This window comes from Streptomyces sp. ST2-7A (assembly GCF_021390475.1).
Taxonomy (GTDB): Bacteria; Actinomycetota; Actinomycetes; order Streptomycetales; family Streptomycetaceae; genus Streptomyces.
Window position 1 is genome coordinate 107,092 of sequence record NZ_JAJUWS010000001.1, and the last position, 13,964, is coordinate 121,055.

Sequence of the window (13,964 nt, forward strand, 5' to 3'; positions counted from 1 at the left end):
TCGGGACGGGGCTCGGGCGACGCGGCGGCCGGGGTCGGCGCGGGCGGGCCCCGGGTCACGATACCGGCCCGGCGTGCCGACCCCGTGCGACGGTCCCGACCCCGCCCCGGTACGGTCGGGGACATCGCCACCCGCCGTACCATCCGGGACGATCGGCGCCACGAAGGGGACACGAGGAGCAGATGACCGACCGACGCCCTGCCTCCGGCCGCGAGAACTCCGGCGACGAGCAGCGGGACAACCCGTTCGCGCCGCCCCCCACGGATGCCCCGGACCATTCCCGGAATCCGCGCGGGGAGAACGGCGACCGCGGGGACGGGGACGACCGCGAGAACGGGGAGGATCGGGGCGACGGCGCCGGCGGGGGCCTGTGGAGTCGCCGTCAACCGGGCCGCCAGGGCGGCGGATTCGGGGAACGGCTCCGGGAACGGCCGGGCGGCCGTCCCGGTCCGCGCTGGGACCCCACCGACCCGATCCAGCGCCACGCCCGCTACGCGGTGCTGGCCGGTATGTGGGCCGTGTTCGCCGCGCTGCTGGGCTGGGACTGGCTGGCGCTCTTCCTGGCCGCCTTCGGCCTGTACTGGGGCATCGACTCACTGCGCGGCGGCGCGCTGTCGGGCAAGCAGGCGGCGCCGACGGGGCCGGCCAACCGCGTGGAGGCGGCCGACCCGGAGCCGGCCCGGAGCGAGACGGGTGAGGGGTACGGCACCCGGCCGGGCGGCGTGGGCGACGACCGGGGTCCGAAGGATCCCTCGCGGCGTCCGCAGACGCTCTCGGCGATCGCCGGCGTGGTGCTCTCGGGGATCGCGCTGGCCGTGGTCGCGGCGGTGTTCACCGTGCAGATGGTCTACAAGGACTACTTCGACTGCGTGGAGGACTCGTTGACGATCCCCTCCCGCGAGGCGTGCGAGGAGTTGCTGCCGGAGCCGCTGCGGGAGGTGTTCTCCGAGAACGCCTGAGCGACGCGCTCCGTAACGGCTCCGGGCCGGCCACCCCCGCGGTGGCCGGCCCGGAGCCGTTCGTCGGTGCGGTGCCATCGGATCGGTGACGGGGCCGGCCGGGGCGTGATCGGGTCCCGGGTGCCCCGGCGCCCGGGACGGGTCGGCGGATCGACGGGCCCGGCGGAGACCTTCTCGAGGACGCCGTGGGCGGTGCCGGCCGGTGGTCGATGAGGGGCAGTCGTGCCCGGGTCTCCCGGGCCGGTCGAAGACGTGTCCGGTGCCGTATCGGGCGACGGGGTGAACGTCGGGGAGCGGCGTCCGGTGCGGTGCGGCGCAGGACGCCGAATCAGCCTCGTGGTGGGAGTCCGTTCGGGGATTCCGTCGCTTCGGCGACGCGGCGAGGTGCCGTGCCGTGCCGTGCCGCATCGGGCGACGGGGCGAACGTCGCCCGATGCGGCACCGGGTCATCGTCGGGGCGGTGGGCCGGTGACGGGACCCTCGTCCGGGGCGCGGTCGGGGGGCCGGCGCGGCGGGTCCGCGGCGGAGGACGGGTCGGCCGCGTGGAGGGCGTGTCGAAGCGCGGCCCAGCGCGACCGGCGGGCGTCGGGCGCGTGCCACGCACCGGGCGCCTCGCTGCCGTCGGCGACGGGCGGGAAGCCGATGGACCGGGGGTCGGCGGAGATCCCGAAACCGCCGAGGGGGGCGAGGCCCTCGTCGGGGCCGGGCGGCAGCCCTCGCACGACGGCGGACACCGGTGTCGCGACACGGCCGCCCCGGCGTCCCGGGATCTCCCCGGCGTCGGTGACTCCGACCCATTCGTCATTTTCGGTGCTCTCGGTACTCTCGGCGCTTTCGGGGCCCCCGCCGGTTTCCGTCGTCCGACCGTCGCGCCCCCTCCACCACTTTCGAAGCCCCGGGGGCTTTCCCGCTTTCACCGTTTCCGGCAACTCTCCAGCCCTTTCATCCGTTTCAGGAAGGTTGAAGGGAATACGAATGGCTTTCCACCGTTCACTCACCCCGCCCTTCGACCGCGTGCCCGACTTCCCCTGACGGGCACTCCCGTTCCCACCGGTCGGCTTCCCCGCCGAGGCGGCGGCCGACGCGCCTCGCGCCGACCCCGGCCCCGACCCCGGCCCCGGCCCCGGCCCCGGCCCCGGCCGACCCAGGCGTACCGCGCGGACCGACAGCGCGACCGGCAGGCCCAACAGCAGCGTCCACCCACCGGCGACGATCCCCGTCCACGGCGCGGAGGGGCCGAACTCGGCCAGCCGCCCGACGCCCACGGGTCCACCCGCCAGGCCGGCCGCGACGGCCAGCAGCGCCCCCAGCGTCACCGAGGCGGCCAGCGCCGCGAGCACGGTGTCCCCCGCCCCGGCGGCGGTGGCCCGATCGGACCGACGCGGCACGGCCGCCCGTCCCAGCACCACCCCGGTGAGCACCCCGCCGACCAGCGGCACGGCCGTCGCCGCGGCGAGCTCCACCGGGCCCGCCGGGCCGGGCCCGGGCAGCGCGGCCAGCAGCGGGAAGGCCGGCAGCGGCGGCGGATCACCCGGCACCGGAACCGTGATCGGGCCGATCGTCCGTCCCGCCACGAGGGCGGGGAGCGGCCCGAGCGTCAACGTGCCGCCGCCGAGGGCGAATCCCGGCCCCAGGCCGTGCGCGGCCGCCCACACCGCGAGGTTGGGCAGCAGCGCCACCAGGAGCAGTACCAGCGCGACGCGGCCGGACCAGTCCCGGGCGAGCAGGGTGAAGTCCGCCAGGGCGGTGTCGATCCCGCCGATCAGCGCCACGGCACCGAGCAGGGCACCCGCCCCCAGGATCCCGGCGACCCCCGCACCGGCGGCGCGCAGTGCGCCGTTGCCGGTGTGGCGCAACAGGGGGGCGAGGCGCCCGGTGGGGGCCGGTGGCTCCGCCGAGCGCAGTGCGGCGACCACGGTGACGACCAGGGCGAGCAGGAGGAGATGACCCAGGGCCCGGGGCGGGCTCGCCCGCAGCGGGCCCGCCGCGGCGAACAGGATCGCCGGCACGCCGGCCGCCGCGTACCCCAGACTCACCCGAACGGCGGCACCGACCGCTTCTCCCGGGGGCCGCCCCGGCGTCAGCGCGGTGCGTACCGCCCGCCACAGCAACCACACCGGCAACGCGGTGAGCAGCAACGGGGTGAGCGCCAGCGGCGCGGGGGCGCCGTGGAGGGTGTCCACGCGCTCCAGCGGCGTGCCGTGGGCCAGCAGCCACAGGTCGATCGCGGTCCGCAGGGCCGCCGCCGCGCCCGCGTCGGGGTGTGGCGAGGTGGTCCACAACATCAGCACGATCACGGCGGGAACGCCGATGCCCAGCACGGCGGCGACCGCTCCGTCGAGGAGGGCGCCCGGATGGCGCCCGGCACCGCGCAGCGGGCCGGCGAGGAGGTCCACGGGGCGCCCGGCCCCGGACGGGGAGGGGGTCGTACCGGTGGGGCGGGGGCGGAGCCGTCGGCGGGCCACCGTGCGCAGGCGGTCGGCGACGACGTCGAGGGGACTCACGGCCGCCATGCTGCCAATGACGCCCCGAATGACGGGGTAACGAGCCTTTTCCCGCTGTGTCTACCACTATAGGTTCATGCGGTTTTTCCTACGTTATGAGAAGCCCTGATCGGGGGAGACGCAGGAACAGATGTTCCCGACCCCGTAGTGACGCCCCCGCGTCACGCGTTCCCCGAACTTCCCGCCTTATCCGTCTTCCCGCCGGGGACGTGCCACCACGGACACACCGGCGGGAGGACACGAGACCACACCGGACGGAGCGGATGGCCAAGCACCCCACCCCCACAACCGGGAACCCCGACGGTCGAACGGACCGGCCCGGGGCCGCAGGCGGCACCCGAACCCGGACCGGCGCGCGCCGAGGCGGTCGTACCGCCGCGCCCACCCACGAACCCGGCGAGTCGGCCGGACGGCCCCGGCGCCGGAACCGTCGGCATCCCGCCGGCGGCGGTGCCCCGGGCGGCGATACCGCCACCATGGCCACCACCGCCACGGACACGCCCCCGGACACATCCGCCGATACCGTGATGGATCCGGCCGACGCCCCCGACACCCCGATCGACACGGCGGAGACCTCCGAGGCCCCGGACACCGAGCCGAGCGGCACCGATGCCACCGGGACGACCGGCGATCCCGAGGACGCCGACATCCCGACGGACGCGAAGGCCGCCGGTGCGGCCGAGACGGCGACGGAGACGGACCGGGACGCCACGACGCCGAAGCCCGGGACGGACACCGGCGATGCCGACGACGCCGGTGACTCCCCCGAAGCCCCCGCACGGGCGGGTGCGACGGCCACGGACGCCCCGACCGCCGACACCCCGGCCACGGACGCCCCGTCGGCGCCGGACGCCTCCCCCGCCGGGGCCTCAAAGCCCGCCGACCGTCCCCGCCCGGCGGCGCGACAGCCGGTGGACACCGATCCCGGCCGCGCCGATGACCGGCACGGGGCCCGCCGGGGCGACGGTGTCCCGACCCGACCTGTCACCCGACCGGTCGATGGAGCGCCGGTCGATGGAGCGTCGAGCGACGACGCGCCCCCCACGGCCCGATCGGCCGCCCCGACCGCCGCGCCGGCCCGCGTCCCCGTGGACGCCGGCACCGGGCCCCGCACCGCCGCGCGGGCGGCCGGGGACCTCGCCGTGCGGACCGAACGCCGGCCGGACGAGGGGGCGGCCCCCGCCCCGGCGAGCGGCGCCACCGACCTCGACGCGGACCCGGACGACGAACTCCTCGACCCCTACCTCGACCCCGACGTGGAGCCGGACGAGGCCCCTCTGCGGGCCTTCGATCTGCTCTACTCCCGGCACGCCGACTCCCTCACCCGGCAGACCTTCCTGCTGTGCGGGGACCGGCGGGTCGCGACCCGGGCGGTCGTGCACGCCTTCCGGCTGGCCTGGGAACACTGGCCGGAGGTGGCCGTGGACCGGGACCCGGCCGGATGGGTGCGGGCGGCGGCCTACGAGTACGCCCTCTCCCCGTGGCACCGACTGCACCCGGCCCGGATGGCGCGGGCCACCCCGCGCCCGTCCTCCTTCCGCCGGGACCGGAACCGGGACCGGGGGACGGGGACCGACGGCCCCGACACGGCGGGCACCGCCACCGGCGCAGACACCGGCCCAGACACCGACACCGACACCGACGCCCCGGAGCGGACCCGGGCCGTCCCCGACGAGGGCGAACTGCTGCGGACCCTGCTCTCGTTGCCGCCGGACTACCGCCGCTGCCTGCTGCTGCACTACGGCCCGGGGATGAGCGTGGCCCGGATCGCGGCCGAGGTGGAGTCCTCCTCCGCCGCCGTCCTCGGCCGGTTGAGGCACGCGCACGTGATGCTGGTGGAGCGGGTGCCGGAGTTGGCGGAGGCGCCGCCCGGTGAGCGGCGACGGCTGTTGACGACGGCCCTGGAGCGCATCGCCGAGCACGCCCCGGGCCCGCCGGTGCCGGAGGACCGGGTACGGGAGGTCTGCGAGCGGCTGACCCGCCGGCGGGTGCTGGCGGCGGTGCTGCTGATCCTGTTGATCGCCGGCGCGGTGGTGGCCTCGCTGCTGCCGCTCTGAGCGCCGCGTCCCGTGTCACCGGCGTCGGGCGGCGTCCCGACGCACCGGAGCGGCCCGGTCCCCGAGGGGACCGGGCCGCTCCGGTGCGTCGCGCGTCCGCCGGGGCGATCGGCGGACGGTGTCGACGGCCGCCGGGCCCCGGCCCGACGACCGGGTGCCCGATGGTGGTGCCGAACCCGGACGGGTCAGGCGGCCAGCAGCTCGCGGGCGAGCCGGGCGGTCTCGGACGGCGTCTTGCCGACCTTCACACCCGCGGCCTCCAGGGCCTCCTGCTTGGCCGCGGCGGTGCCGGAGGAGCCGGAGACGATGGCGCCGGCGTGGCCCATGGTCTTGCCCTCGGGCGCGGTGAAGCCCGCCACGTAACCGACGACCGGCTTGGTGACGTTGGCCTTGATGAAGTCGGCGGCCCGCTCCTCGGCGTCGCCGCCGATCTCACCGATCATGACGATCAGGTCGGTGTCGGGGTCGTCCTGGAACGCCTTGAGGGCGTCGATGTGGGTGGTGCCGATGATCGGGTCGCCACCGATGCCGACGCAGCTGGAGAAGCCGATGTCCCGCAGCTCGTACATCATCTGGTAGGTCAGCGTGCCGGACTTCGAGACCAGGCCGATGCGGCCCGGCTTGGTGATGTCGGCGGGGATGATGCCGGCGTTGGACTGACCGGGGGTGATCAGGCCGGGGCAGTTGGGGCCGATGATCCGGGTCTTGTCGCCCTTCTTGCCGGCGTACGCCCAGAAGGCGGCGCTGTCGTGCACCGCGATGCCCTCGGTGATCACCACGGCCAGGCCGATCTCGGCGTCGATCGCCTCGATGACGGCGTCCTTGGTGAACTTCTCCGGCACGAAGATGACGGTGACGTCGGCGCCGGTGGCCTCGATGGCCTCCTTGACGCCGCCGAACACCGGTACCTCGGTGCCGTCGAAGTCGACGGTGGTGCCCGCCTTGCGGGGGTTCACGCCACCGACGATGTTCGTGCCCGCCGCCAACATGCGCCGGGTGTGCTTCTGGCCCTCGGAGCCGGTCATCCCCTGGACGATGACCTTGCTCTCCTTGGTGAGGAAGATAGCCATTTCTCTACGGTGTCCTCGATCTGTCCTGAACGGACGTGGATGGGCGTCGTCCGGGGGTTACTTGGCGGCCAGTTCGGCGGCACGGGCGGCGGCGCCGTCCATGGTGTCCACCTGCTCGACCAGCGGGTGGTCGGCGTCGGAGAGGATCTTGCGGCCCAGCTCGGCGTTGTTGCCGTCCAGACGCACGACCAGCGGCTTGTCGACGTTCTCGCCGCGGCTCGAGAGCAACTCCAGCGCCTGCACGATGCCGTTGGCCACGGCGTCGCAGGCGGTGATGCCACCGAAGACGTTGACGAAGACCGACTTCACGGCCGGGTCGCCGAGGATGATCTCCAGGCCGTTGGCCATGACCTCGGCCGAGGCACCGCCACCGATGTCGAGGAAGTTGGCGGGCTTGACGCCGCCCCGGCTCTCGCCGGCGTAGGCGACGACGTCCAGGGTGCTCATGACGAGCCCGGCGCCGTTGCCGATGATGCCGACCTCGCCGTCCAGCTTCACGTAGTTCAGGCCCTTGGCCTTGGCCGCCGCCTCCAGCGGGTCGGCCGCGGCCTTGTCCTCCAGGCCGGCGTGCTCCGGCTGGCGGAACTCGGCGTTGGCGTCCAGGGACACCTTGCCGTCCAGGGCGATGATCCGGCCCTCGCCGGTCTTCACCAGCGGGTTGACCTCGACCAGGAGGGCGTCCTCCTTGATGAAGACGTCCCACAGCTTCACCAGGGCCTCGGCGACCTGCTCGGCCACGTCGGCCGGGAAGTTCGCCTCCGCCACGATCTCGCGGGCCTTCTCGATGCCCACGCCGTCGATGGCGTCCACCGGGACCTTGGCCAGCGCCTCCGGCTTGGTGGCGGCCACCTCCTCGATGTCCACGCCGCCCTCGACGGAGGCCATGGCCAGGAAGGTGCGGTTGGTGCGGTCCAGCAGGAAGGAGACGTAGTACTCCTCCACGATGTCCGCGGTCTGGGCCAGCATCACCTTGTGGACGGTGTGACCCTTGATGTCCATGCCCAGGATGGCCCGGGCCTTCTCCACGGCGTCGTCGGGGTCGGAGGCGAGCTTCACGCCGCCGGCCTTGCCACGACCACCGGTCTTGACCTGCGCCTTGACGACCGCACGACCGCCGAGTCGCTCGGTCACCCCGCGGGCCGCCTCCGGCGTGTCGATGACTTCACCGGCCAGCACCGGTACGTCATGCTTGGCGAAGAGGTCCCTCGCCTGGTACTCGAACAGGTCCACGCGTGTCCGTCCTCTGTCAGTGGTCTCGCGGTATCGATCGACCGGGCATGCCGCGAAGCCCGCGGACGGCGGGACAGGAGTACTTTCCTTGGCCGTGCCCCGGCGCGCGGCAGGTCCGTTTCGCAGGGTATCGGCCCGCGGCCGGTCAACCTGAAATCCAGGTCACACCGGCGCGGTGAGCCCCGTCACATCGAGTGCCGGCGAAGCGGCACCTCGTGCCATCGCGGTGGAGGTGCGAGGGGGGCCAGGGCCGGTCCGGGAATCGGGCGCCGGAAGCGGCGGGGCCCGACCGGCACCCGCGGGCCCCGCACCGGCACGAAGGACTCCGGCGCGGGTGCCTCGCGCGCGGATCACCGGATTCCGGGACACCGACCGGCCGCACACCTCGTGCATCCGGTCGTCCGGCTTTCCGGCCTTCCTTCCGGCAGGTGTCCCGGGATCCGCGGCGCCCGGGGCTCCGGACCTCCGGGCGCGGGATGACCGGGTCGGGCACCCCCGTCCCGGGTCGGGCGCGGAGCGACGTGGCCGGGCGCCCCGGTCACCGACGACCCCCGACCCCGGGCCGAACCGGGGCGCGGTCGTCCCCGACGGGAAGTCGGACGCTCAGGCGGCCCGCACGTGCGAGCGCACCCACTCGACGACCTCGCCCGTGGGCGCGCCGGGGGTGAAGATCTCGGCCACGCCCTGCGCCTTCAGCGGCGGGATGTCGGCCTCGGGGATGATGCCACCGCCGAAGACGGTGATGTCCTCCGCGTCGCGCTCCCGGAGGAGTTCGATCACCCGCGCGAAGAGGGTGTTGTGCGCACCGGAGAGGACGGACATGCCGATGGCGTCGGCATCCTCCTGAATGGCGGTGTCCACGATCTGTTCCGGCGTCTGGTGCAGACCGGTGTAGATGACCTCCATACCGGCGTCCCGCAGGGCCCTGGCGATCACCTTGGCACCGCGATCGTGTCCGTCGAGTCCCGGCTTGGCGACGACGACGCGAATCGGACCGGACACACCCATTGCTCTGCCTCCCAGGTCGCCCCGGCCACGATGCCGGAGTGAACGGACGTTGGCCACAGGATCGCTCACCCGGCGGTCGGCGCGCGACAAGGGAGTGCGAAATCACACGCGCGTCGGCCCCGTCCGCAACGATCCGGCACCGATCGGGACGCGTTCCGGGCACTCGGCCGGCGGTGAGGTCCGGGTTCCCCCTCGCCGGCGCCCCGCCGACGACCACCGACAGACGTGCGACACAGACCGAAGAAATTCGAACGAGAATCGAAAACGACGTGAAGTGATTCGGCATTGCGACCCGAAAGACGCTCGAATGCCCGATTCCAACTCGTCGAAACCCGCGAAGGATTGTCCGTGCGCTGCACAGCCGGGTACAGTCGCGGCACCGCAGCCGCCGGGGTCCTTCCCCGCTCCTGTTAGTCGAGCCGAAAGGCAGCCTCGGTGAACGATCGTCAAGCCCCCGCCGGATACACGCCGGCCGGAAGCACGGACGACGCAGCGCGATCCCCCTACGGGTACGGGTACCCACAGGAGACGGATTACACGCATCATCACGGCGGCGGAACCGCGGAGGAGGCCGGCGGCGGAGCCCCCGGCTACGGATCGGACCCGTACGGGCAGGCCACGGCCTACGACCACGGCCACCACACCGCCACCGGTTGGGACAACACACCCGCCCACGGCATGCCCCGCTTCCAGGACTTCGCCGAGCGGTCCGACACCGGCCACGACGCCGGGCAGGACACCGCCTGGTCCGACGGGTCGGGCACCACGGCCGGATACGACACCGGCGCGACCGGCTCCGACGGTTGGGGCGGGGACGCCTCCACCACGAGCGCCTCCCACGGGAACGGCTACGGCAACGGCTGGGACGGTTACTCCGGCGGCGGATACGCCGGGACCGACTCCGCGGACCACGGGGGTGGTTGGGAGAACGGCTGGAGCGGCACGGCCGAGGCCACCGCCGTGCAGCCCACCCCCGGTGAGTGGGACGCCCGCGGCTCCGACCCCGAGGGCTGGGACACCGGCGGCGGATGGGACGCGCGGGCCGAGGCCCCCCGGGAAACCGGCGGGTACGACCCCACCGGCCACGAGTCCGGTTACGACGACCCCTACGGCGTCACCGCGACCCCCGCCGGGGAGCACCGGGAGACCAACCGGGACCGCTGGGACGGCGACGGGACGACCGGGAGCGAGACGACTTACGCCGGGACCGAAACCGTCACCGGATACGCCGAGTACCCCGAGCGCCTCCCCGGCGACGAGCCGAACGACGCCCCCGGCCCCGACACCATGGCGTTCCGCGCCATCACCCACCACCTGGCCGCGGAGGACACCGACCCCGGGGCCCGCACCGGCCGGTTCGAGCCCTCGGGCTCCGAGGACCACCACGACCCCTCCTCCGTCGACGCGGATCGCCGCCCCGGGTTCGGGGACGACGACCCCGAGGGCCCCGTCGCCCCCCGCCGCGGTCGCCGCCGCTCCCCCAAGCCCCGCCGCTCGGCCCTGTTGACGGTCGCCGCCCCCTCCCTGTGCGTGCTCGGCGTCACCGCCGTCGCCACCGCCTCGGTCACCGGCAACGACGCCCCCGGCGAATCCGGCGAGGACATCGCCCTCGGCGGTGAGGACACCGACGACGAGGCCGCGGAGGCCGTCCGCGCCGCGCACGCGGTCGCCAACAAGCAGTTCGACACCCAACTCCAGGGTCTGACCGCCGCCGCCGACGACTACTCCGAGCGCGTCAGCCGCACCCAGGGCCGCATCGACCTCGAGGAGCGCAAGGCCGAGGAGAAGCGCCTGGCCGAGGAGGAGGTCAAGCGCAAGGAGGAGGAGGCCAAGCGGCTCGAGGAGCTGCGGCCCAAGTTCTTCCTCCCGGTGGAGCGTCGCGGTCTGAGCGCCGTCTACGGTCAGTCCGGTCTCAACTGGGCGAACCTGCACACCGGCATCGACTTCCCCGTGCGTTACGGCACCCCCGTGCGGGCCGCCACCGACGGCACCATCCGCACCCAGTACCACGTCTCCTACGGCAACCTCATGATCATCACGGCGCCGGACGGCACCGAGACCTGGTACGCCCACCTGGGCAGCTACGTCTACCAGTCCGGCTACGTGCAGGCCGGCACCGTCGTCGCCCACTCCGGCAACTCGGGCAACTCCATGGGACCGCACCTGCACTTCGAGGTGCGCCCCGGCGGCGGTTCCGCCATCGACCCGAGCGCCTGGCTGCGCAGCAAGGGCCTCGAGCCCTCCTGACCGATCCGCGCGCGTCCCCTCGGGGGGAGAGGCGCCCCCGCCTCACGGGCGCGACCGGACACCCCCGGTCGCGCCCGCGCCGTTTTCCGCGCCCCCGCCGTCCGCCGGAGCTCTGACCCCGCCCCCGGGCCGCCACGGTGAACGGGCGGCCCGGGGGCGGGGTCAGAGCTTCTCGACCGGGGCGTAGCGCAGCAGCAGCCGTTTCGGCTTGTCGCCGCCGAAGTCGATGGTCGCCTCGGCGCGGTCACCGGCGCCCTGCACGGAGACCACCGTGCCCAGCCCGAAGCTGTCGTGGGTGACCCGGTCGCCCGGCGCCAGGGCCACCACCGGCCGGTCGGCCATCCGACCGGTGGCGAAGCCCCGGGTGACACCGCCGCCGCGACCGGCCGCGCGGCCGGCGGCGGAGCGTCCGCCGGTCGCCGACGCGGAGGGGGCGGGCGGGCCGGAGGCGCCGGAGCGGCGCCACTCCAGGTGGCTCTCCGGGATCTCCTCCAGGAAGCGGGAGGGCGGGTTGTACTGCGGCTGGCCCCAGACGCCGCGCAGCACCGAGCGGGTGACGTAGAGGCGTTCGCGGGCGCGGGTGATGCCGACGTACGCCAGTCGGCGCTCCTCCTCCAACTCCTTGGTCTTCCCCAGCGAGCGCTGGTGCGGGAAGACGCCGTCCTCCATGCCGGTGAGGAAGACCACGGGGAACTCCAGACCCTTGGCCGTGTGCAGGGTCATCAGGGTGATGACGCCGCCCTCGGGGGCGCCGTCGCCCTCCGGGTCGTTCTCCCCGTCGGGGCCGTCGGGGATCTGGTCGGAGTCGGCGACCAGCGCCACCTGCTCGAGGAAGTCGGCGAGGGTCCCGGGGTCGTCCTCCGCCCGGTTCTCCTCGAACTCCAGCGCCACGGCGGCGAGTTCCTGGAGGTTCTCCACCCGGGTCTCATCCTGCGGGTCGGTGGATGCCTGCAACTCGGCGAGGTAGCCGGTGCGTTCGAGGACCGCCTCCAGGACCGTGGCCGGTCCGGCGCCGGACTCGGCGATCGTGCGCAGCTCCTCCAGCAGTTGGTTGAAGCGGCGCACGGCGTTGGTCGAGCGGGCGGCCATCCCGTACGCCTCGTCCACCCGGCGCAGCGCCTGCGCGAAGGAGATCCGCTCGCGCAGCGCCAGCGCCTCGATCATCGCCTCGGCGCGGTCGCCGATGCCGCGCTTGGGCACGTTGAGGACGCGGCGCAGCGGGACGGTGTCCTCCGGGTTGGCCAGCACCCGCAGGTAGGCCAGCACGTCGCGAACCTCGCGGCGCTCGTAGAAGCGGACGCCGCCGACCACCCGGTAGGGCAGGCCGACCCGGATGAAGACCTCCTCGAACACCCGGGACTGGGCGTTGGTGCGGTAGAAGACCGCCACGTCGCCGGGGCGGGCCTTCCCCGCGTCGGTGAGGCGGTCGATCTCCTCCGCGACGAACTGCGCCTCCTCGTGCTCGCTGTCCGCGACCCAACCGACGATGCGGTCGCCGTCCCCGGCCTTCGTCCACAGGTTCTTCGGGCGCCGGTTCTCGTTGCGCTCGATGACGGCGTTGGCGGCCGAGAGGATGGTCTGCGTGGAGCGGTAGTTCTGCTCCAGCAGCAGGGTGCGGGCCTGCGGGTAGTCCTCCTCGAACTGGAGGATGTTGCGGATGTTGGCACCCCGGAAGGCGTAGATCGACTGGTCGGCGTCGCCCACCACGCACAGTTCGGCGGGCTCGACCGCACCGGGATCGGCGGGCGCGCCGGGGGCCGGCGGGGTGCCCACCAGTTCACGGATCAGCCGGTACTGGGCGTGGTTGGTGTCCTGGTACTCGTCCACCATCACGTGCCGGAAGCGGCGCCGGTAGTACTCGGCGACGTCCGGGAAGGCCTGCAACAGGTGGACGGTGGTCATGATCAGGTCGTCGAAGTCCAGCGCGTTGGCCTCGCGCAGCCGCGACTGGTAGAGCGCGTACGCCTCGGCGAGGGTCTTCTCGAAGCCGTCGTTGGCGGCGGCGGCGAAGTCCTCGGGGTCGATCAGCTCGTTCTTGAGGTTGGAGACCTTCGCGCTGAAGGACTTGGGCGGGAACCGCTTGGGGTCCAGGTCCAGGTCACGGCAGACCAGCGCCATCAGGCGGCGGGCGTCGGCGGCGTCGTAGATGGAGAACGACGAGGTCAGACCGAGGTGCTTGCTCTCGCGGCGCAGGATGCGCACGCAGGCGCTGTGGAAGGTCATCACCCACATCGCCCGGGCGCGGGGGCCGACCAGGTCCTCCACCCGCTCCTTCATCTCACCGGCGGCCTTGTTGGTGAAGGTGATGGCGAGGATCTGGCCGGGCTGCGCGCCGCGCGCGGCCAGCAGGTGGGCGATGCGGTGGGTGAGCACCCGGGTCTTGCCGGAGCCGGCGCCGGCGACGATGAGCAGTGGGGTGCCGGAGTGCACCACGGCGGCGCGCTGGTTCTCGTTGAGGCCGGTGAGCAGCGCCTCGGCGTCGATGACGGGCATGGGGGCACCGTCGCGGTACCAGCCACCGCCGGTGACGGGCTCGGCCTCGGGGGCGCCGAAGGTGTCGGGGAACAGGCCGTCGGGGAAGTCGTCGGCGGCGGGCCCCGCGCCGGCGGCCGGGTCGGCGGGATGGGGCTCGCTCTCCCAGTCGTCACCCCACAGGGCACCGTCGGACGGGGAGCCGTCGGACCCCGGGGTGGGGGTGGTGCCGGCGGCGGGGGCGGGCGCGGGCTCGGCCGGTCCGGTGCCGAACGGCAGCCCGTCGGCGGCGTCGTCGAAAAGAGTGCTCATCGCGGACCGAGTCTAGGCCCTGCGGGTGTCCGCCGGACGGGGAGTGGCGGGGTCGCCGGGGCGGCCGGGCGCATGGCGCGGGAACGCCGGGGGTGACACGGGGCG

At 74.1% G+C, this 13,964-nt stretch carries 8 protein-coding genes; 3 read left to right on the forward strand and 5 right to left on the reverse strand.

The features are described 5' to 3' along the window. Positions 1–182 precede the first annotated feature (182 nt). On the forward strand, positions 183–959 hold the full coding sequence (locus LZF96_RS00465; protein ID WP_233864504.1) for a hypothetical protein: 777 nt from the start codon (positions 183–185) through the stop codon (positions 957–959). 446 nt (positions 960–1,405) lie between these two features. Here the strand turns inward: LZF96_RS00465 and LZF96_RS00470 are convergent, their stop codons facing one another. After that, complete coding sequence (locus LZF96_RS00470; protein WP_233864506.1) at positions 1,406–3,463, reverse strand: DUF6350 family protein; 2,058 nt, start codon at positions 3,461–3,463, stop codon at positions 1,406–1,408. A 476-nt stretch (positions 3,464–3,939) separates the two neighbouring features. Here LZF96_RS00470 and LZF96_RS00475 point away from each other — a divergent pair, with 476 nt between their 5' ends. Then, positions 3,940–5,520 (forward strand): sigma factor-like helix-turn-helix DNA-binding protein, encoded by a 1,581-nt coding sequence (locus tag LZF96_RS00475; protein WP_233864508.1) that lies wholly within the window; start codon positions 3,940–3,942, stop codon positions 5,518–5,520. Between the two features lie 185 nt (positions 5,521–5,705). On the opposite strand, the gene sucD is transcribed toward LZF96_RS00475, so the two are convergent. The 3 genes from sucD to LZF96_RS00490 all read right to left on the reverse strand — a co-directional run bounded on the left by sucD (position 5,706) and on the right by LZF96_RS00490 (position 8,828). Then, positions 5,706–6,590, reverse strand: a complete 885-nt coding sequence (gene sucD / locus LZF96_RS00480; RefSeq protein ID WP_233864510.1) for a succinate--CoA ligase subunit alpha — start codon at positions 6,588–6,590, stop codon at positions 5,706–5,708. A 57-nt stretch (positions 6,591–6,647) separates the two neighbouring features. Continuing rightward, positions 6,648–7,820, reverse strand: a complete 1,173-nt coding sequence (gene sucC / locus LZF96_RS00485; RefSeq protein ID WP_233864512.1) for an ADP-forming succinate--CoA ligase subunit beta — start codon at positions 7,818–7,820, stop codon at positions 6,648–6,650. Positions 7,821–8,423: 603 nt separating this feature from the next. Then, positions 8,424–8,828 carry a cobalamin B12-binding domain-containing protein gene (locus tag LZF96_RS00490; protein ID WP_233864514.1) on the reverse strand — a complete coding sequence of 135 codons (405 nt, stop codon included), beginning with the start codon at positions 8,826–8,828 and terminating at the stop codon, positions 8,424–8,426. 435 nt (positions 8,829–9,263) lie between these two features. On the opposite strand from LZF96_RS00490, the gene LZF96_RS26840 reads away from it, so the two are divergent. After that, positions 9,264–11,075 carry a peptidoglycan DD-metalloendopeptidase family protein gene (locus tag LZF96_RS26840; RefSeq protein ID WP_233864516.1) on the forward strand — a complete coding sequence of 604 codons (1,812 nt, stop codon included), beginning with the start codon at positions 9,264–9,266 and terminating at the stop codon, positions 11,073–11,075. A 162-nt stretch (positions 11,076–11,237) separates the two neighbouring features. On the opposite strand, the gene pcrA is transcribed toward LZF96_RS26840, so the two are convergent. After that, positions 11,238–13,859, reverse strand: coding sequence for a DNA helicase PcrA (gene pcrA / locus LZF96_RS00500; protein WP_233864518.1), 2,622 nt, complete (start codon positions 13,857–13,859; stop codon positions 11,238–11,240). Between the last annotated feature and the right edge of the window lie 105 nt (positions 13,860–13,964).